The following is a 19,683-nucleotide window of genomic DNA, read 5'->3' on the forward strand; positions in this document are numbered from 1 at the left end:
TATATATGCGATGCCGAGATTATTACTCCGGAATTATGGTCGCTTCCACTTTCGTTACTGTGTGCCGCCTGCGTGCCACGTTTCAAATTCTGCCGGTTTATTCATGGCTGCAAATTGGCCAGGTCATTTTCCTGATACGATGCGCACCGAAGGATAATCCCATTATAACCAGATATGCGGCTATCACGATAAGCAGGGTTTGACTATAATCCCCCATTCTTAAAAACTATCAAAGTCAAAATCACCAAAGCGGTTCCTACCTTGTAAATGCTTCTGATCAGTGCAACAAACTGGCCAAGATATGGTACGGAAACTACCTTGAAGACACCTGGACAAGAAAAACGCCCGAGTATGCGGAGTCTATATTCAGAAAAACAGGACTTACCGGAGCGTTTTGGGAGGTGTGAGCAGGTATCAATGGGTATCACAACTTTCGTAACTGGTACTAAAGAGCCATTTAATCGACCGCCATCGTGTTTTATGTTTGATCGAAAAATTAAACTAAAACACTTTTATGCGTTTACTATTATCTATTCTTTTTTCCGGAAGAACACTGACGGCCGCGACATTGATGCTAATGAATATTGTACTACGCGCCCAGACTCAAGCTCCAAAATATGTTGGTGAGCTCAGTGGCGCTTTGCTAAGTGATCCTTACTCAGTAGCCATCGCTGGCAATTATGCTTACGTGGCAAGCGAAGGCTCCGACGCTCTTGAAATCATAGACATTGCCAACCCGGCAGCACCTGTACACAAAGGAAGCATTGCGCACGGCACTGGCGGAGCTTTGCTCAGCAGGCCAAAATCAGTGGTTGTATCCGGCAACTACGCCTATGTGGCTAGTTATGGATCTGATGCCCTTGAAATTGTAGACATCACTAACCCCGCTGCCCCCATACACAAAGGAAGTATTACGCATGGCACCGGCGGAGCGCTATTAAACGACCCTTATGGATTGACTGTATCTGGTAATTTTGTCTATGTTGTAAGCTGGGCTCCAATGCCCTTGAGATCATCAACGTCAGCAACCCATCGGCCCCCGCCCACGTGGGAAGCATTACCGATGGCACTGGCGGAGCGTCTTTGTTTTATTCCATAGACGTAGTTGTATCTGGCAACTATGCTTACGTGGCCAGTTATCTTTCCGACGCCATCGAGATCGTGGATATCAGCAATCCTGCCTTGCCCAAGCACTCAGGAAGCATTAAGAATGGCATAGGCGGAGCGTTGCTAAACGACCCGCATGGAATAGCGATAGCCGGGAACTACGCTTATGTTGCCAGTTATTCATCGGATGCGCTGGAGATCGTAGACATCACGAACCCTGCCGCGCCCAAGCACAAGGGAAGTATCAAACACGGCGTTGGTGGGGCTTTGCTGGACAACCCATATTCGGTACAAATTTCAGGCAACCTGGCGTATGTGGCAAGCGCTGGTTCCAGGGCGCTGGAGATCATAGACGTTACCAATCCTTCCCTGCCTGTGCATCAAGGGAGTATTGTCCATGGCGCAGGAGGAGCGCTGCTGGATTATCCCAGAGACGTTGCCATATCCGGTAACCATGCCTATGCGGTAACTGGTAACAGTGCCGGCTATGCGCTGGAGGTCATAGATGTCACCAGTCCATCAGCACCTGTTCATAAAGGAAGTATTTCCAATGGCGTCACGATCGATAATGCATTATTGGGCTCGCCTCAGGCAGTGACAATCGCTGGCCCTTATGCTTATGTGGGTAGCGCGGGTTCTAAGGCGCTGGAAATAATAGACATCACTCATCCGGCTACCCCAATCCATCAAGGAAGCATTCAACATGGCGCAGGTGGGGCTTTGTTAAACGGCCCGGCATCAATAGCTGTATCCGGCAATTTTGCTTACGTGGCCAGTTCTAATGCGCTTGAAATAGTAGACATCAGTAATCCTGCCGCGCCCGTGCACAGCGGAAGTATCACCGATGGCGCCGGCGGAGCATATCTAAACTATCCAACGTCTGTAGCGGTGTCTGGCAACTATGCCTATGTGACCGGCTTTTATTCCAATTCCCTTGAAGTTGTCGACATCACCAACCCCACCGCACCTGTACATAAAGGAAGCATCAGGAATGGATTTGGCGCTCTGTTAAGTCATCCGTTCTCAGTAGCAGTGTCCGGCAACTATGCTTATGTGGTTGGCCTTTCCAATGCGCTTGAGATAATAGATATCAGCAATCCGGCACAGCCCAGGCACAAAGGAAGCATTTCAAATGGTACGGATGGTGCCTTGCTGAACTCTCCCAGGTCAGTTGCTGTATCAGGTAATTATGCGTATGTAGTCAGTTTTGAATCCGATGCGCTTGAAATAATAGACATCAGCGACCCAGCGTTACCTAAGCACAAAGCAAGCATAACACACGGAACAGGGGGAGCTCTTTTGGATAACCCACTTTCAGTTTCTGTGTCCGGCAACTATGCTTGTGTTGCCAGTAGCCAGTCCATGGCGCTTGAAGTCGTGGACATTTCCAATCCTTCGGTGCCTGTACATGCGGGAAGCATCGCTAACGGAACAGGTACTGTTTCATTAGCTTTTCCCGAGGCGGTTTTCGCGTCAGGCAATTATGCTTATGTAGCCAGCAGCACTTCCAATGCTCTTGTGATCGTTGAGCTGCCAGCGGCAATATCAGATCAGGCCATTACCTTTGCATCCATTGACGCCGCCTCGCAAAAATCAAATGTCGATGCCTACCCCAACAGTGTAACCGACATTTTGTTTGTTGATGTTTCGACCTTTCCCGATGCGAAAGTTTTTCTTTACAATGATTCGGGAAATTGTGTTGCTGTACAATCCGGAAGTGGGACGATTGAAGTGGATATGAAGGCTTACCGTCCTGGAAAATATTTGCTGGTGATTCAGCATGGTGATCAATCAGTTGTTAAACATATCATCAAAAAATGACATTCTTTGCGGGATAAAGCTCCGCTAGAAAAAAGGGCTGTAACGCTTATCAAAACTTCAACGCTATAGCTGTTGGATATGCATGATGTAAAGGCGAGGATTCAATAACCTGGCCTTTACATCTGATACCCGTAAAAGTCATACGCTGGTGTGAAAGGTGCCCTGAAAACTAATGTTAAAAATTTACGTTTCAAGTTTACACCTAATTTGATTCGTAATGATCTTGAAAGATTTTGCGCCTCATCCATCGCTGAGAGAATTCGTCCGGTGCTACCGAATCGTTCACTTTAATTTCGAGAATGCGCCGGAATCTGTCCTTAAAGCATATGCCCCACGGCCGGAAATATGCCTTCATTTTTTTCTCCGGGAACGGGAGTTGATTCAATTGGGTAGTGGTGCAAAAAAGGATTATAAATTTCAGGTTGTCCTTACGGGCCAGCAAACATCCGTGATCAATCGGTATTTATCAGGAAAAGATTTTATAACATTCAACATTGTTTTTCAGCCCACCGCAGTATTTCGCCTCACCGGGATATCCTCTTCTGAGCTTGCCGATCAATACCTTGACGCTGAAGATGTCTTTTCACGAAATATCCGGTCAGTGCTTGAGCAGTTGCAAAGTGCCGCGGGCTACAGTCAAATGGCTTTGGTGGCCGACCGATTTGTGAGCTCCCTAACACGCCAGGCACGGAAAGAGGCACACCGGTTGGATACCGTCAGCAGGTTAATGCTAACTTCCGGTGGAAAGGTTTCTCTCGACTGGCTCGCCGGAGAGTCGTGCTTATCTCCAAAACAGTTCACAAGAAAGTTCTATGAACGGACAGGCGTTAATCCAAAAACATACCTGAAGATCATTCGCTTTACCAAAGCGGTCAATATCAAGAACGCCTATCCGGACCGCGATTGGTTGCAAATAGCTTTTGAATGCGGCTATTTCGATTACCAGCACCTGGTCAAGGATTATAAGGAATTCACGAAGAATACACCCAACGACTTTCACCTCATTGAAAGCAACTCACCCGAGCGAAGACTCGGCCTTGCATCCGAAGTTTATAAAAGCCGCGCGGAGTCATCTGCCTTCCTGGCTTAACAATGTCCTTTTTTTACCACCTGTTATTGGCGGGCAACCATCAATTTTGCTTCATAATTTAATTCCGTTATGAAGTCTATCTATTTTCTACCATTATTTTTATTAACAATGACAAATGATGCATTTTCTCAATCCGGTAAAACTTACATATTGGTTCACGGGGCATGGCATGGTGCCTGGTGTTGGGATAAAGTGATCCCGTTGGTGCAAGCCAGGGGCCATAAAGCAATAGCCGTGGATCTGCCAGGGCACGGGCACGATACGGGGCGTACATCGGATATCAGCCTGGATGACTACGTAAATGAAGTAGTGAAAACTGTCAATGCTCAAAACGGGCAGGTAATATTGGTCGGACATTCAATGTCAGGCATCGTAATTTCACAAGCAGCGGAAAAGCTGGGCAGAAAAAAAATCTCGGCGCTAGTCTATCTCGATGCGTTCCTTCCCAGAGACGGGGAATCGCTGTTTGCGTTGGTAGACGCCACGCTGAAAAATCTGACGCCGAATTCACGTAAACCTATGCTTGTCGAGAATCTCATTGTCTCGGAAGATCACAAAACAAATTCGGTTAATCCAGCCATGGTGGCAGAGATCTTCTATCACGATTGCGCTGAAGAAGATAAAGAGTTTGCATTACCCCGGATCTCAAAAGAACCAATTGCTCCTTTGGCAACGCCACTCCATCTGACCGATGATGTTTACGGAATGATACCGAAATACTATATCCTTTGCACCGAGAGCAGGGATATGGACAAGACATTCCTGTCGACACATGTGCCCTGCAAGAAAGTGTATAAGCTTGCAAGCAGCCACTCGCCTTTTTTCTCCATGCCTGAAAAACTTGTGGATATCTTAAATGAGGTGAAATAACCAATTAGCACCTCCTGTTTGAGCAATGGGAAACGACTATCGCCTGGCGAGGAAGTTGATGGATAGCTGCACTGAGCGACAACTTAGGTCAGCTATCCCAACCATTTCCAATGATTCGATCAGGCAGGCTTTTATCACGGCGGAAGAATTATTTCCCGGTGTGGCGCTGATCGCTTACGCCAATACACTGCAGCGGGTGGCCTACGTAAGTGACAATAGCAGCAGCATTCTGGGGCATGAGAGTGATTTTCTGAGAACCCTCTCCGCCCCGGAATTTGTGCAATTGATCCATCGCGATGATATCAAAGGGTTCACCAGTTGTTACAGTTACTTGCTTAGCCGATGTGCCGGTATGGGAGACCACGATCGTGCCATTTTCTATTACCGAATTGTGGATGGACATGGAACGATCAGGTACATAGAAGACCAGCGGATGGTTCTGCAAACAGAAAACAGAATTTTTATTCATCTGTTCAGAGACCTGACGGGTCATGAAATTTTCAATGTTCCAAAGTTAAAAATAGTCAAACGCGTGAACCGATCGTTCTTGCCAGCATTCGAATACGCCCCTGGCCGGGTGAGTGACGTACTTACCCCGCGAGAACGCGAGATAGCCCAATTAACACGCATGGGCTTGCGCAACAAGGAAATTGCTAACCGGCTATTCGTCAGCGTTTACACCGTCAAGAATCACAAACAATCGCTGTTCAGGAAACTCGATGTAACCTCAAGCCTCGAACTTAATGCGCGCATGGATCTGAAGAACTATTTCTGAGGCTGACCCGCAGAAAAATCAATCAGACATCCTCTGCATCCATCAGCAAGCTATTGTGTCAAAAATGTAATCCGAACTTTTACCTGTTCATCCAGTATGATACTTTTTTCTCCAAGGTTGTAGTCCAGCCTGTTGAGGTCAAAGGTGCCTCTCAATAAAAGGTTGTTATTGTTGGAAGTACATGTAAAATAAATGATCACTGGCTTTGTTATACCTTTGATGGTGAGATCAAAATATCCGATAAACCTGCGCGCTACTTTTCGGAATCCTGTACACTGCAACCGGATCTCAGGATGCTTTTCAACATTGAAATAATCACTTCTCTTAAGATGTTCATCACGTATCGAAATTCCTGTGTCGATCGTGGCAGGATCTGCGCTGGCTGAAATGGTGCTCTGCGCCGGGTCTTTCGGATTGAAATGAATATCGACGTTTGAAATTTCCATAGTGCCTTTTACTTCAGCTCCTGCATTCAGGATGCTGAAGCTCACGAGGGATGGTATGGTGGCGGCCGGTTTATTTTGTGCGCCGATATGGGTAATCGGGTATAATGCCGCAAAAAAATACAACGTCACTGCCTTTAGCATCATAAAGTTTTCAGAAATGTGATCAGCGCTTTTTTGTCAGCTTCGCTCAGGTCGAGGCCGAATGGGTGCCCTTTCACGGCCATTGTCTTCAGGTGTGGTGGCTTATATCCCGAAGGCACATATCCGGGCGAAAGTCGCTTACGATCAAAAACTTCTTCCAGGGTAGTCAGGTTGCCGTTGTGAAAAAATGCATCCTGCATCCACACGCCTCTCAGAGAAGGCACTTTGTAGTAGCCTGTGCCCCTGCGTGAGTACAATGCCGTAACAGAATCTGTTCCCACTGAAACATTGAAGATATCATACTTGTTGAAGTGCTCCTCCGGTGGCTCAAATCCATTGGCGGGTGTAAGCTTGTTGTTTGTATAGAGCGGGGGCGTGTGACAGGTGACACAGCCGGACTGGTTGAATACCAATTTTCCGTGTGCAACCAACTTCCGGGAATACGTCTCCGGATTCTTTGGCGGCTGCAGGGAATAGATGTATTGTGTGAGGGCGTAAAGCTGTTCGTCGCTATAACGCTTTCCGACATAGCCAAAGGGATGACTCCATTCCGCTGGCGCCGGCAATTGTGTGTTGCCATTCTTACCTCCCGGAATAAATCCATTGTAAGCAGTAAGCATGTCCATGCCCTGGTTGAACGCGGCGTAGCGCATCATATCTGCCGGGCTTTCGTGTTTCATTAAGCCGGTGCGGTCAAGGTACCGGATCTCTTTGATACCGATCAGGCTGGGGATCATGGCAGGATACAGGTATGCCGCGCCCTGGCGGTCTGAAACTCCCGGCCGGCTGGCTTTAAAAAAAGCAGCAAACTCTTCAACGGTTGCAGGCTTGTTCGCCAGACTTTCCGGCGCCCACGGAGCGTAAGCGAGTCTAAATGTTGATTCCTGGAAAACCGGAAAAGGGACTTTTCCGGACAGGATCATGCTCACAAACCTGACGTTGTTAAAAACATTACCCTGTGCTCCGGGAATAACCTCACCCGAGTGCGTTACGCGGGTATGGCACGATGCACAGGATAATGAGCCTACGAGCAGCTTGCCTTTTTCGTTTACCACGTAGCTGCTGAATGGGTAAACGCCTTCTTTCGTTATTCTTCCGTTTGAATTTCTGAAGAGGGCCGAATCAACTGCAGAAACTTTTCCGCCAACAGGCGTGTAGGCGACCGGCCAATGGAAAACCAGCTCACCGGCTTTCACCCAATCTTCCGGTGTTTTTAGTTTCGAAGGATCAAATACAAGCTCAGGCTCCAGCTGTCGTAAGGAATCCAGGTAGCCAGGGCGTTCTGCTTCCCGGATGTACATTGGATAAACCTTTGTAATGATGTGCTCCGGCAGCTCATAATAATATGCTTCGGGTGCGTAGTTTACTTCCACGGCTGTATCGGGAGGCGGTAAATGAAAATTTTTGATGGCCTTCAGATCCCATGTTTTAGGAATATTGCCTTCAAAATGAGCGGTGAATGAAACCAATAAGGTGACAATCAGCAAGGCCACCACGGCAGTGCAGATCTTTTTCATAATTACAAACTGCTTTTTTCGGACGCAAATGTCATTTTTTGGATGCCATTGGTGGTATAGCCCCAAAGAATCAATCTTCGCTTATGGCCGGCCGGCCGTTGTGCGCACAACCCTACCGTGGCTGCCGGCGTTTACACGCTACCGAGAAAGACGTTAGTGATCTTCAATGGATGGATGATGAGAATAAACGGTGAAACTGCATCAAGAGCTTTTGTAGATCTGTTTGCCGGGCAGGAGATATTTTCCGACCCGGCAAAGGCCTTTGTGGCTGAACAGGATGAGCAGATCATTCTTAGCCATTTGCAATTTGCTGAAAGGCTCTTTCCCAAAAGCGGCCTGGGCTTATGTCCTGTATCGCACGCAAAAATTCAATACTTCAGCCAGAGCTGTGAACAGATCCTGGGGCACCCGCTGGAAAAGCTTGTAAAAATGTCGTTGCCGGACTTTTTCGGATTGATCCATCCGCACGACCTGCCATCCGTGCAACAATGCTTCGGCTTTATCAAGGCTCAAAAGCCCGGCGATCCGGAGCTTCATCGTTTTGTCATTCATTACAGGTTCAGGAACGGGCGTGGCGAGTATATTCATATCAGGAACGAGCAGCTTGCGGTGAGCATACGGGAAAACAATTACATCTTTATGATGTTGTACAGGGATGTGTCGAAGGAAGAAAAATTCTATCATGTAAAGCTGGAAGTGCACAAAAGGATCAATGGCAATTTTGTGAAAATACACACCTATCATCCGCAGCAGGAGGATAAGGACATCACCCCCAGACAAAACGATATTGCAACGCTTGTGATCAAAGGATTTTCAAACCGTGAAATAGCAGATCGGTTAGGCATCAGTATTTATACGGTTAAGAACCACAAACAAATATTATTTAAAAAGATAAATGTCAGGAACAGCATCGAGCTTGCCAACTACGTTCAAAGATCAGCATCCTAGCGTTCACCGATAACTTTGCGGAAAATCATAAAAGAGTGGCCCTGGAAAAGCCACTCTATTTTTTTTAAAAGCCAGACTTACTTCTCTTTGACAAAAATTGAATAGGCATATGCAACAGGTGTTGTTGCCGGTTGGAGAGATAGACTATTTCGGAAACGGGCCATGGTTTTCCTTCCTCCGGTTTTTGAACCTTTAGACGGCACTCCTTGTGTTCCACTCCTTACCACATACTTTTACAGGAATGCCCCGGCTCATCCTCATTGTTGCACATGAACATAAGCCAGGCCAACAGGGTCAGCAATAGTTTGCTTTTCATACGATAATTTTTAGTTAGATGCAGCAAGAATACCTTCCCTGCGCCCTGCTACCAATAGTCCTTTCGGACCCATTGCGCTGCATCAGGCGGCATGCACTGTGGCGCTCCGTTGGAAATGGTGCTAAAGTACTAATGACATGGAGAAACCTGATCTGCATCTTTGCAGCCGGTTTTTTGAAGAACTGCACTTCGCTATGTATCAATTAAAAAGCTTCACTGAGATGTTCACAAGATCTTTATTTCTTTTTTTCATTTTGAGTTCCGCCTGTGCTGCCCAAGGTCAGAAGCAGTCATACAAGGTCATTGAAAATGTACGGATCAAGCTTGATGATGGTACTCAGTTAGCGGGCCATCTCTCTTACCCGGCCTCCGGCGAACGTGTGCCCGTACTGTTCCGCTTCAACTGTTATGCACGCCTCACCGACCTTGCAGCCAACGCATTCATCTTCCAGCTCGCCACCAATCTTGGATATGCCTACGCAGAGATCTATACACGGGGCTCTGGCGGATCTACAGGCAGCGTTGCTCCTTTTGAACATGATGCCGGTGACGTTCGCCAGGTGATCGACTGGCTGAGCAAACAAACCTGGTGCAATGGAGAAGTGGCCATGGGGGGTGGTTCGTATCTGGGCTATACACAATGGGCAGCCATGAAGAATCCGCATCCCGCGTTGAAGACCATTGTTCCCATGGTTGCGGCAGCACCCGGGAAAGACTTCCCGATACTGAATGGCATCTCGATGAACTATTCACTTCGCTGGTTATCTTTTTTTGGAGCGCCCTATGTCAATGACAATACTGTTAACGACTCCGTTGCCTGGCGGCAGCTCTACAACGCGCACTACAGGCAAGGACTTCGTTCGCTTGATCTGGATTCATTAAAAGGCAAACGCAATGCTACCTACCAGCAATGGCTGGCGCACCCAACGTTCGATTCGTACTGGTCGTCAAAGCTACCTTCGGCTGCCGAGTTCAGGAAGATCAACATCCCGGTACTTTCCATTACAGGTTATTTTGATTCTGACCAGCGCGGCGCCATGTATTACTACAACATGCATCAGAGAAACAATCCGGATAACCGTCACTACCTGCTGATCGGCCCCTACGATCATTTCACGGGTCAAAACGCAAAACATTTCAGCCGCTACCATTACTACAGGTTCGACAGTATTGCCTACGTCAATAAAGTAATGCTGAGCGCGCAATGGTATAACCATGTACTTAAGAACGGGCCGATGCCTGAGGTGATCAAAGACAGGGTGAATGTGTATGTGATCGGCGATGGCTGGCGGCATGCCCCCTCATTGTCTGCCATGGCGAAGGATACATTAAAATTCCACATTGGAAAAGAAAGTTTGTCAGTAAAACGACAACCCGCGTCTGTTTTGCCGCTGAAATTTGATGCACGCAGTATTGCCGATACGCTTGGCGCCAACTATACATATCGCGGTGCCCTGTCTTTCAATGATGAATTTCCGCTACCAGTAGATGGCAATGAAAATTATCTCCGGCAAACACCACTATTGATCTTCGATTCGCCTGTTTTCGAAAAGCCATTTGACCTGATCGGATCTCCGGTGGCCACGCTCTATTTAAGTGCCACTGATATCCGGGACGCGGATATCGAGCTTCAGTACTACGAAGTTACGGCTGAAGGCAAGAGTTATCCACTGTCGCTGATGACACAACGACTGAGCATGGCTGATGATCGAAAGAAACAGTTATTAAAGGAAAGGGAAGTGCGCCGGTTCCATCTCGATAACGCCTATTTCATGGGCAAGCGTATTGCCAAAGGTTCACGCATCCGCCTGACGTTTCGGATCATCAATGAAGCTGCCACACAAAAAAATTACGGCAGTGGGAAAGACGTGTTTAAAGAAACACGGCGCGACGCTAAAACCGGGCTTTTGAAAATCCATTCCGGCCATTCATATCATTCAAGTGTTTATATCCCCGGTTCATCCATCGGGCAGTGAATTGCTGACGACGGAAACATGAATGTTATGCGCATCAGCAGGATGGACATTTTATAAAAGCGGGCGGTGTTTTGATGCGCTCGAAGCGATCATCGAAAAACCGCCCTTTAACATGCTCTGGTAATTCATTTCCGCTTTTAAACCATCAACCAGATCCTCTTGCGATTTGCGGGAACTCAATACATCGTATAGCTGGGCAAACATCACTACGCATTAAAGAATAAAAACCCTTTGTTTGCGGAACCGTAGCTGTGAAATCGAAGCATTGATCATCTTCATTTCCTCGAGTCCAAATTGAAGGCTGAAGTCGGGGCGTGACACCCACGGTATTCCGTTCGTTGTAATTTCAGGACTGATATTCACGATCAGCTCATCAACAAGATCGTGCGTCAAAAACGAATTGTAAGTATCGGCACCGCCTGCAATGAATGCGGTTTTAAATCCTCTTGCCTTCAGATGCCGCAGCGCTGCTTCAGGTGTACGCACTACAGCACAGAAGTGATCTCCCGGCAATTGATTCGACAGCACAACAATATGCACCCCTGAAAAGCTTTCGAGTACCTGCGCATTGCCGATCAGCGATAGTGCAGTCTTCCGGCCCATGATCATATTGCCTGCGCGATGCACATGCTGCATAAAATCCATCATTAGCGCTGCCGGTGGTGACGTGAGCCGTTTTTCCTGAACCAGCAACTGACCGTTCAACGAAACGGATGCATATAATTTGGTTAACATATTTTATAGTTCAATGATCGTAATTTTCACGCTACACAAATACCTCACTCATTACTGCCGCCCTTTACCATCATGATCAGAACGAAAAACGCCTGCGTAGATTCCAGAAACACTCTATCCCAATTTGTATCCATCACTTCTTGAATCAGTGTGATATCCTTCCCTTCATTCAGTTGCAGATTCATCGGAATCTGCACAAAGATCGACGAGGCCCAGTCAAACAGGAGGCAACACAGCGACACAACAACCAGTCCTTTTTCAACATTTGCTGGGCGGAACCAGAACAAAAACACATTCTGTACAGTGATGATAAAGAATGGCACTACACTCACCGGAAGAATGGCGGTCTCCAGCAATGCGTGATACGCAACAAATTCTTCGTTGCCTACAATAGCCCGTGACGGATATACTAAGAAATAATCCATCATTGCTGTGCCGAAACTAAAGAAGGACAGCGCGCAAAAAATATGGAAATTCAATTTACCAGCTTTCGATGCCAACATAACATTATGTTTTAGATTTTGGCGCAAGGTCGCTCTGTCAAGTGGCCGGCTAAATAGCCCGAAAGAACTAATTGCTAAGCCTCGCGTACATTTCGCAAGCCTGAGCCTACGGTGTCACGAATAAGTGGGCCCACGCCAATAGCGCATTGATGTGAGCACCTCACTTGCGACTGTAACCTTTTACTACCTGGCAGGTAGATACACAAATCAACCGACCCGTTCCTATGTTTAAGAACTACATCATGGTAGCTTTTCGCAACATTGTGCGAAACAAATCCTACTCCTTTATCAATGTCTTCGGTTTGTCTATTGGCATTGCCTGCTGCCTATTGCTCATGTTGTTTATTCAGGACGAGCTCAGTATTGATCATCAGCATGCCGGTATCGAAAACCTTTACCGCATTGTCACACACCTGAAAAGGGGGGCGAATGCGGAAACGCTGGCGGCCTGCTCGCCTCCCATCGCCATGACCATAAAGGCAGAAGTTCCGGAGATCGAAAAAAGTCTTCGCATCGTAACGCCACCAGATGTAACTCATTTCCTGATACGTCATCAACTGGAGACGTTTTATGAAACCGGCGGATACGCGGCCGATTCCACGTTGTTTGATCTTTTCACTTTTCAATTCATCGAAGGCACACCGGTAAAAGCGTTATGCTATCCCAACAGTGTTGTCATTACCGAATCGTTAAGCCGCAAATTATTCAGGAACGACCCCGCGCTGAACCAAACTATTTCGATCACCCAGGGTGGCGCGCCGGCAGATTACACCATTACCGGCGTGATACGCGATATAAAACGAAGTCATATCCAGGCCAATTTCTTTTTCTCGATAACAAGCCCGGGCGGTATTGCTGAATTTGTACGCAATTCCGGCGAATGGGCGGGCCAGAACTTTGTACCCTCTTACATACGGGTACACCCGGGAAGCAATGCGAGCGAAGTAGAACGGAAGATGAATGAGGTGCTGATGAAGCATGGTGCCGAGGCTGTCAAGGCATTCGGGTTCAGCAAAACACTCAGCCTGGAACCTGTAGAGGATATTTATTTAAAATCGGTGGCCGATAAAAACCCCCGCATTATGTATATCTATGTGATCGCCTCTCTTGCCATCTTTATCTTACTTATTGCCTGTATCAATTTTATCAATCTCTCCACGGCAAAAGCTGCAAAACGGGCCAATGAAATAGGCGTTCGAAAAGTGATGGGCGCATTTCGCAGCGCATTGGTGGCACAACTTCTGGGCGAAGTTATGGTGATCGTAGCCATTTCCATCGTCATCAGCACGTTCCTGGTGGTGGCGGCGCTCGGTTTTTTCAATTCGCTTACAGGCAAAGGCATTTCACTTTATGATATGAGCCCGATATCATTTCTGTTGCTTCTTATAGCGCTTACGATCATTACGGGGCTGCTGGCAGGCGGTTATCCGGCGTTCTACATGTCGTCATTCCAACCTGCGCAGGTATTGAAGGGCAAATTCAAAGCCGGCAGATCTTCGGGAGCGTTGCGAAGATCGCTTGTGATTTTTCAATTCATGATAGCCATTACCATGGGTTGTGTCATGTTTGTCATTTCCACACAGCTTCGGTTCATTCGCGAAAAAGACCTGGGATTCGAACCCGAGACCATTATCGTTTTACCACTACGCACCGAGCAGGACAAAAAATCGTATCAGGCACTGCGCGGGCAGCTTCTACAAGAATCTATTATAAAAAAAGTGTCTGGTGCCGACTACCTTCCTGGACATTACTGGAACGATATTGTGCTGTATCGGCAGGGCGCTACCAAAGAGCAGGGCGTCGGCCATTCCATGAATGATGTAGACTATAACTTTACTGATGTGCTGCACATGCGGATGCTTGCCGGACGGGCTTTTACGGACAACCTTGAAGCCGAACAAAACAACATCATCATCAATGAAGCTTCAGCGAAAGCACTGGGCTTCACACCGGCACAGGCCATCGGACAAAAACTAAATCAAGCCATTTTTACCGACGCATCGGGAGCGTTTATTCAATATGAGATTACCGGCGTAATCGCCAACTTCCACCGGCAATCGCTTCATGAATTCATAGCGCCTACATTTCTGAAACCACGCACCCCGGCCGAGGGGGATATGTTCGATCACTTGGTGATCAAAACCACCGGTTCAGATCTAAGTCGTGCAATTGCGTATACTGAAAGCGTTTGGAAAAAGACCGCGTCAACTCCCTTTGAGTTCTCATTCCTGGACCAAAATCTGGCCAGGCTTTACACCGAAGATCAGCGAACATTTCGGGTCATCACGGTCTTTACGGCACTTGCCATGCTCATCTGCTGCCTGGGCTTGTATGGATTGTCATCCTTCATTGCAGAAAGCCGGTTCAAAGAATTTGGCATTCGCAAAGTTATGGGTGCTTCCATTGACCAGATCATCGGGCTGATCTCACGGGATTTTATCAAACTTGTGCTGATGGCCATTTTGCTGGCGGCTCCCCTATCCTGGTATCTCATGAATGAATGGCTTCAACGTTTTGCTTACAAGACCGAGGTAGATGTCTTTATTTTCCTATATGCCGGCGCAGGAGCCATGCTTATAGCCTTAGTGACGGTAAGCTTCGAGTCGCTGAAGGCGGCTACGCGAAATCCAGTAAAATCACTGCGCAATGAATAGGCTTTCAAGAAAAGCAGGGGCGTAACACCCATGGGATACAGGTCACTAAATTAATGCGCACCTTGGGTCGATGAAAATTTCCCCCATCTCACCTTGACAATCTTTCGCAGCTGGCCGCGGCGTGTGACAACGCCAGGGCAGAACAATATGTTATCTTTAAACCAACAGTGTGCCTCCATCAATAATCAGTGCCTGGCCTGTTCCAAATTCCTGGGTCATTAAATAAATAAATCCTCTTGCAACGTCACGGGCTTCGCCAACCCTTTGCAGCAGCAGTGTGTTTGTGTAATGTGAATAAAGCGCCTCGCGGTCACTGTCCTTTAAACTGTTCCATAAGGGTGTGCGAATCACACCGGGAACAACACAATTCACCCGTATCGGCGCCAGCTCAACAGCCATGGCGCGTACCAACCCCTCAACGGCGCCACAAATGGACGATGCTACAGACCATCCTGATCCTGGCCGGGCATTGGCCGTGCCGCTCATCAATGAGATGGAGCCCCCTTTGTTGATCAACCGGGAGCCGTATTTTATCGAAGCGAACGCCGCCCAAAACCGCAGTGTAAAAAAGTCACGCGCCTCTGCGATACTGGTCGATTCAATCCTGTTCAACGTGAGGTTTTCTCCTGCTGAAAAAACCAGGTGATCGAAATGACCTATGCCTGCAAAGAACTTTTCAATGTTCTCTTCACGCGACAGATCGACCGCGAAGCCTTCAGCGCCGGAAGGAAGGCTTTTCAACGCCTCATCGATCTTCTTTTGATTGCCTGAAACAATAATTACCTGTGCACCTTCCGATGCCGCTTCCATGGCGGTTGCCAATCCAATTCCCGAGCTTGCACCTAAATGCACGGTCTTCTTTCCTTCCAATGATCTCCGATAACCTGACATATTTTGTTCATTCATGTGCCAAAGTTCGTGAAGCCGGCAGCCAAAGCACTTACCAAATGGTAAAAACGGATGCGAACGCTGATCCTATTTAACGTTCCGTCTTATCCTGCTTAAAGATTGAGGCGTAACGTCGAGGTAAGACGCAATGTGGTTCAGCGGCACGCGGTAGGCAATATCGGGCTGCAGGCTCAAAAATAGCTTGTATCTACTGGCAGAGTCCTTTCCTGCGAATGCATTCTTCAACCGGATCTTATCCAGTAACCTGTGCTGGTTGATCTGGTCGAGGACGTTGCCCAGGGAGGGGATCTTTGTTAACAGGGACATCAGGGTGTTTTTATTGATGACGAGGATCTCAGCGGCACAGCAAGCCTGAATGCGGCTTTGTGTAACGGTGCCCGCGTTGAAGCTATCCAATATGGTGCATAGCTGTGCTTCGCCGATAAAGAAATAAGTAATGTCACGGCCTTCATCATTGGGTGCCGTGATGCGTACCACACCCTCAGCAACGAAAAAATAGTCGTTACAAACCTTTTCGCCCGGGAACAGAAAATCACCTTCTCTAAAATGTTTCACATTAAAAGAGGAAGCGATCATTTCCTTCGCTTCGTGCGAAAATTTTTGAAACGCGGAGAGATAACTCAGGATCTTATCTTTTTGAAAACTGCTCAACTTCACTTCAATTCAGTTTCAATAAAATTAAAAACTTCCCAGGCACAATTGGCACACATGGCTACAAAATTTATCCTTGCACGACACTCATTTAAAGCGCTGTTTCATCCTTTTTATCGAATTGCTTTTCAAACCGAAGCTTCATAGGTACCTTCGACAAGCGGATGCTGCTGTAATTCTCTGCATAACGACTCCCTGACCATGGCATGATCATCTACAATAAGAACATTGATCTTTTTCATTGTATGAGAAGTTTTTTTGTTATAGAACGCAAAAGCCCTTCCACTCAGTACGTACACTGAAACGGACGGTCTTCTCAGAAGTAAATTATCACTTTTCGCCCAGGCGGCATTGTGGCAATACAAAAAAAAATGGCCCCGATATTTCCGCACAAATATAGCTCTCACAAAAAGCTGACATTTTAACACAGTGGTCGAAAAATGCGGAATGCACAAGGGCATACTCTGCTTCTTCAAGGCGTTTCTCTTTATGTGAGATCTCTAAATAGAGGATAACATTTGTGGCTGTCAGCAGGACTATGCCTGCGCTCAGTCACAACAGCAATGGTGTTAAGTGAATTTTTTTCAAACTTGGTTCTTTAATAAACCCTTTCTAACCCGCCTTTTCAATGGTTGCTCCTGACAGTCTCTCAAAACGATTTTTATTGTCCGTCATGATGGCCCTCGCGCTCTTCACAGCTTGCGAAGAAGAGGCGGAAAACGCCATGACCCCTGTTTCGCAGGCGCTGGAAATTCCTCAAAGTACCTGGCTTACCTCACCGTTTCCCAATCAACAGGTGATCTTTCCGCACCCGCGCTGAAAGACGAACGGGACACCTTCTATCTCATCGCGGGTACCTACATGAATATTTTAGTTCCATAGCTGCTGGCGAGCCATAACTTGAGGAGGTTTTCGAACCTAACGGCGACTCTACTGTATTTCAATATCTTGTAAGTGGCTTGGAGAAGTACTCGCCAGTTAACTCACCACTTTGATGACTGCAATTCTTACGTCTAAAGTAACGAAAAAATATTTGACGAAAAACATCAATGCCTACATATCGCTACGTCCCAAATAGCCGAATAAACGTGAAAGGGTGACTTAGATAATTAAAAATTGCAATAGTGCTGATCTGATCAGAACCTTAATACTTTTTTATCCATCGCATAAAGTCATTCAGGAATTCCTTCACATTAAAATCCTCGTATTTGTATCGTGATAAGATCTCTGGAACTTCGCCTGAAAGCTTCTTTGCAAGAAGCTTTTTTTTGTCTTCATGTGACAATCTAACCACTTCTTCTAAATCAAACATGATATCCATGTAGAGCGTCTTTTCCTTTTTTGAATATCTAATGCGTTGTTTAAAATTCAGAAGAGGATCTCTACACGTAAGAATTATTGATATCGTCTCCAATGATCCTCCATAGTTTTTAACTGCAAAAAGCTCCTTTACCTCATCATTGTAAATTCCATCGAACGCTGTATCAATCTTTGACTCGTAGTTCGCATCGGATGTTATAAATAGTCTCATGCTTACCAGGCTAGCCCTGACCAAATTTCTATTTCTTTCACACTCTAGCCATTGGGCAAAATGGGTTGAATTTGCAGATAAGACACCTAAAAAACCTTGTCATACTACAGGTCATAATGCCTTTGAATTGTTCTGTTCATATCTTCAAAGAAGTAGATTCGATCCCCTTCCATTCTATCAAGGAAAATAAGGTCCTTAGTCTTACTCAAATATTCCACCTGAAACGTGCCTGTATTTATTCTTGCCAACTTAAATCCTGTTCCTAAAAACTTTGGCACATAAGCAGGCAAGTACACATAATTAGCGTTAGCAAGAGCAGGCCCTCCGAAGCGACCATTTATCATATGCCATTGATTGACATCTTCCTAACTTCTGGACCTCCCTGGGAAATTTCCGTTAAATCGGAGTATACTATTTCAATGTCTCCGATCTTCTTTTTAATATCAAATTGTATCGGATCTTCGAATTTGTTCACGTGCAATCAATCATCATCCGCAGACTGCATTGCAAGGCGAACAAGGGCTAGTCCTGTAGCTACTCCGATCATTGGCCATATTGGAGAGGTGGACTTCCGTTTTAGTTTTTCGCCTTCTTTCGTTAGCAACATCACGGAAAGCAATTCTACCGCAGCTTCATCCATAGGATGAATTATATTGATGGTTACCTCACTATTGCCAGCATCGTGGTTATGATATTTCGTTGTAAGCACTGCGGTTGTATCCTGGCTGTAGACCCATTCAGTGTTTTGTTTATCGTAGTGATAACTGTAAATTTTATCAGCGATCGCGATTTTATCCTCTGACCATGTGGCCATTCGCTTTCCGTCCAGATTTACGCGATCATCCGACACCTGATACGATTTACCGTCAAAAGAAACTTCGCGAAAGCTTGCTTGATTGATTGTTACTTTCTTCCCCGCGATCACAACGGTGTGTGACTGGGATTGGAAGACCCTGTCTTTCTTCAAAGTGATCTGACCAGAATAAACTATTTGTTGCTGAGCTTTCAGGGAAATAAACGTTGCTAGAAAGGGGATGATGATCAGGTTTTTCATATTTTTTTGGCAGCCTTGATAGTAAGACAATTAAGTAAATACTGATTAAATATCTCTTCCAATACTACACCCGCTGTCAATCTAAGAACTTGCCACTAATTAAATTTCAAATGAAATTTTTATTCTTTCCGAGATTCCCATTTATCTTAAACGCCGTTCCCTTTGCCCAAGCAAATGATCTATTCAAATTTCTCGCCTCTCCAGAATTGACCCTTTTCAATTTTCTCAGGACGTCCTGCTCCGTCTTCTATAATTTGTATTTAGCTTCATCCATTAAAAACCAAGGTTCCTGATGGCGAGCTTTGGGCTAGCTGTAGCTTAAATACATAGAGCTGTTTATGAATTCCTAAACTACAAGATGCTTGTTAATTTCGAATAATTTCGAAATTTCTTCTCCATTAAGATCAATTACCTTAGCAAGCTCAGTTCCACACCAGGGGCAGTATTTAATGGCTTTTTGAATCACCGAAGTATTCCCTGTGATATCGCCTACATCCCGGTTTCTGGATTGTAATACAAAGTAATACTTATGTTCAGCCTGGTATTCGGTGAGAAGTATTGAAAAACCTTTATGCCCTGCTTCGTTAAGCATTTCTAGAAAAATATCACAGCAAGTTTTGCAATTTATGTTCATGGATT

General features: G+C 46.2%; 18 protein-coding genes. 9 read left to right on the plus strand and 9 right to left on the minus strand.

What is annotated here, in order from left to right; translation table 11 throughout:
* Positions 1–514 precede the first annotated feature (514 nt).
* The 5 genes from KK083_RS09545 (at position 515) to KK083_RS09565 (ending at position 5,663) form a co-directional block, all read left to right on the plus strand.
* Positions 515–1,099, plus strand: a complete 585-nt coding sequence (locus KK083_RS09545) for an LVIVD repeat-containing protein (protein ID WP_254162859.1) — start codon at positions 515–517, stop codon at positions 1,097–1,099.
* Positions 1,048–2,928 carry a T9SS type A sorting domain-containing protein gene (locus KK083_RS09550; protein WP_254162861.1) on the plus strand — a complete coding sequence of 627 codons (1,881 nt, stop codon included), beginning with the start codon at positions 1,048–1,050 and terminating at the stop codon, positions 2,926–2,928. Before KK083_RS09545 ends, KK083_RS09550 begins: the two co-directional genes overlap by 52 nt.
* Before the next feature lie 217 nt (positions 2,929–3,145).
* Positions 3,146–4,018, plus strand: coding sequence for a helix-turn-helix domain-containing protein (locus tag KK083_RS32650; protein WP_317195220.1), 873 nt, complete (start codon positions 3,146–3,148; stop codon positions 4,016–4,018).
* Positions 4,019–4,087: 69 nt separating this feature from the next.
* Positions 4,088–4,888, plus strand: a complete 801-nt coding sequence (locus tag KK083_RS09560) for an alpha/beta fold hydrolase (protein WP_254162865.1) — start codon at positions 4,088–4,090, stop codon at positions 4,886–4,888.
* 25 nt (positions 4,889–4,913) lie between these two features.
* The gene (locus KK083_RS09565; RefSeq protein ID WP_254162867.1) at positions 4,914–5,663 is read left to right on the plus strand and encodes a response regulator transcription factor; all 750 of its coding nucleotides are present in this window, start codon (positions 4,914–4,916) and stop codon (positions 5,661–5,663) included.
* A gap of 50 nt (positions 5,664–5,713) precedes the next feature.
* Here KK083_RS09565 and KK083_RS09570 read toward each other — a convergent pair whose 3' ends face one another.
* The gene (locus KK083_RS09570) at positions 5,714–6,253 is read right to left on the minus strand and encodes a YceI family protein (protein ID WP_254162869.1); all 540 of its coding nucleotides are present in this window, start codon (positions 6,251–6,253) and stop codon (positions 5,714–5,716) included.
* Complete coding sequence (locus tag KK083_RS09575; RefSeq protein ID WP_254162871.1) at positions 6,250–7,767, minus strand: hypothetical protein; 1,518 nt, start codon at positions 7,765–7,767, stop codon at positions 6,250–6,252. The genes KK083_RS09570 and KK083_RS09575 overlap by 4 nt, the downstream gene beginning before the upstream one ends.
* Before the next feature lie 174 nt (positions 7,768–7,941).
* On the opposite strand from KK083_RS09575, the gene KK083_RS09580 reads away from it, so the two are divergent.
* On the plus strand, positions 7,942–8,715 hold the full coding sequence (locus tag KK083_RS09580) for a LuxR C-terminal-related transcriptional regulator (protein ID WP_254162873.1): 774 nt from the start codon (positions 7,942–7,944) through the stop codon (positions 8,713–8,715).
* A 537-nt stretch (positions 8,716–9,252) separates the two neighbouring features.
* Positions 9,253–11,007 (plus strand): CocE/NonD family hydrolase, encoded by a 1,755-nt coding sequence (locus KK083_RS09585; RefSeq protein WP_254162875.1) that lies wholly within the window; start codon positions 9,253–9,255, stop codon positions 11,005–11,007.
* A gap of 213 nt (positions 11,008–11,220) precedes the next feature.
* On the opposite strand, the gene KK083_RS09590 is transcribed toward KK083_RS09585, so the two are convergent.
* Complete coding sequence (locus KK083_RS09590; RefSeq protein ID WP_254162877.1) at positions 11,221–11,742, minus strand: dihydrofolate reductase family protein; 522 nt, start codon at positions 11,740–11,742, stop codon at positions 11,221–11,223.
* Positions 11,743–11,786: 44 nt separating this feature from the next.
* Entirely contained in the window at positions 11,787–12,245 is a 459-nt protein-coding gene (locus KK083_RS09595) for a hypothetical protein (RefSeq protein ID WP_254162878.1), read from the minus strand.
* Between the two features lie 224 nt (positions 12,246–12,469).
* On the opposite strand from KK083_RS09595, the gene KK083_RS09600 reads away from it, so the two are divergent.
* A complete protein-coding gene (locus KK083_RS09600) occupies positions 12,470–14,899 on the plus strand; it encodes an ABC transporter permease (RefSeq protein ID WP_254162880.1) in 2,430 nt (809 codons plus the stop codon).
* 156 nt (positions 14,900–15,055) lie between these two features.
* Here the strand turns inward: KK083_RS09600 and KK083_RS09605 are convergent, their stop codons facing one another.
* Together KK083_RS09605 and KK083_RS09610 are read right to left on the minus strand one after the other, a co-directional pair.
* Entirely contained in the window at positions 15,056–15,805 is a 750-nt protein-coding gene (locus KK083_RS09605; RefSeq protein ID WP_254162882.1) for an SDR family oxidoreductase, read from the minus strand.
* 69 nt (positions 15,806–15,874) lie between these two features.
* Positions 15,875–16,465, minus strand: coding sequence for a Crp/Fnr family transcriptional regulator (locus KK083_RS09610; RefSeq protein WP_254162884.1), 591 nt, complete (start codon positions 16,463–16,465; stop codon positions 15,875–15,877).
* 622 nt (positions 16,466–17,087) lie between these two features.
* On the opposite strand from KK083_RS09610, the gene KK083_RS09615 reads away from it, so the two are divergent.
* The gene (locus KK083_RS09615) at positions 17,088–17,279 is read left to right on the plus strand and encodes a hypothetical protein (protein ID WP_254162886.1); all 192 of its coding nucleotides are present in this window, start codon (positions 17,088–17,090) and stop codon (positions 17,277–17,279) included.
* A gap of 324 nt (positions 17,280–17,603) precedes the next feature.
* On the opposite strand, the gene KK083_RS09620 is transcribed toward KK083_RS09615, so the two are convergent.
* The 3 genes from KK083_RS09620 to KK083_RS09630 form a co-directional block, all read right to left on the minus strand.
* Positions 17,604–17,990, minus strand: a complete 387-nt coding sequence (locus KK083_RS09620; protein ID WP_254162887.1) for an Imm44 family immunity protein — start codon at positions 17,988–17,990, stop codon at positions 17,604–17,606.
* A 481-nt stretch (positions 17,991–18,471) separates the two neighbouring features.
* The gene (locus KK083_RS09625; RefSeq protein WP_254162889.1) at positions 18,472–19,044 is read right to left on the minus strand and encodes a hypothetical protein; all 573 of its coding nucleotides are present in this window, start codon (positions 19,042–19,044) and stop codon (positions 18,472–18,474) included.
* Between the two features lie 346 nt (positions 19,045–19,390).
* A complete protein-coding gene (locus KK083_RS09630) occupies positions 19,391–19,678 on the minus strand; it encodes a hypothetical protein (protein ID WP_254162891.1) in 288 nt (95 codons plus the stop codon).
* Between the last annotated feature and the right edge of the window lie 5 nt (positions 19,679–19,683).

The sequence above is a fragment of the Chryseosolibacter histidinae genome, from assembly GCF_018598225.1.
Lineage (GTDB): Bacteria > Bacteroidota > Bacteroidia > Cytophagales > Cyclobacteriaceae > Chryseosolibacter > Chryseosolibacter histidini.

What these genes read in the sequence shown, in the direction of transcription:
- KK083_RS09630 (WP_254162891.1), bottom strand. Translation starts at nt 19,678, where the DNA reads ATGAACATAAATTGCAAAACTTGCTGTGATATTTTTCTAGAAATGCTT.
- KK083_RS09615 (WP_254162886.1), top strand. Translation starts at nt 17,088, where the DNA reads ATGGTTGCTCCTGACAGTCTCTCAAAACGATTTTTATTGTCCGTCATG.
- KK083_RS09545 (WP_254162859.1), top strand. Translation starts at nt 515, where the DNA reads ATGCGTTTACTATTATCTATTCTTTTTTCCGGAAGAACACTGACGGCC.
- KK083_RS09560 (WP_254162865.1), top strand. Translation starts at nt 4,088, where the DNA reads ATGAAGTCTATCTATTTTCTACCATTATTTTTATTAACAATGACAAAT.
- KK083_RS09625 (WP_254162889.1), bottom strand. Translation starts at nt 19,044, where the DNA reads ATGAAAAACCTGATCATCATCCCCTTTCTAGCAACGTTTATTTCCCTG.
- KK083_RS09595 (WP_254162878.1), bottom strand. Translation starts at nt 12,245, where the DNA reads ATGTTGGCATCGAAAGCTGGTAAATTGAATTTCCATATTTTTTGCGCG.
- KK083_RS09575 (WP_254162871.1), bottom strand. Translation starts at nt 7,767, where the DNA reads ATGAAAAAGATCTGCACTGCCGTGGTGGCCTTGCTGATTGTCACCTTA.
- KK083_RS09585 (WP_254162875.1), top strand. Translation starts at nt 9,253, where the DNA reads ATGTTCACAAGATCTTTATTTCTTTTTTTCATTTTGAGTTCCGCCTGT.
- KK083_RS09600 (WP_254162880.1), top strand. Translation starts at nt 12,470, where the DNA reads ATGTTTAAGAACTACATCATGGTAGCTTTTCGCAACATTGTGCGAAAC.
- KK083_RS09620 (WP_254162887.1), bottom strand. Translation starts at nt 17,990, where the DNA reads ATGAGACTATTTATAACATCCGATGCGAACTACGAGTCAAAGATTGAT.
- KK083_RS09565 (WP_254162867.1), top strand. Translation starts at nt 4,914, where the DNA reads ATGGGAAACGACTATCGCCTGGCGAGGAAGTTGATGGATAGCTGCACT.
- KK083_RS09590 (WP_254162877.1), bottom strand. Translation starts at nt 11,742, where the DNA reads ATGTTAACCAAATTATATGCATCCGTTTCGTTGAACGGTCAGTTGCTG.
- KK083_RS32650 (WP_317195220.1), top strand. Translation starts at nt 3,146, where the DNA reads ATGATCTTGAAAGATTTTGCGCCTCATCCATCGCTGAGAGAATTCGTC.
- KK083_RS09605 (WP_254162882.1), bottom strand. Translation starts at nt 15,805, where the DNA reads ATGAATGAACAAAATATGTCAGGTTATCGGAGATCATTGGAAGGAAAG.
- KK083_RS09570 (WP_254162869.1), bottom strand. Translation starts at nt 6,253, where the DNA reads ATGATGCTAAAGGCAGTGACGTTGTATTTTTTTGCGGCATTATACCCG.
- KK083_RS09580 (WP_254162873.1), top strand. Translation starts at nt 7,942, where the DNA reads ATGATGAGAATAAACGGTGAAACTGCATCAAGAGCTTTTGTAGATCTG.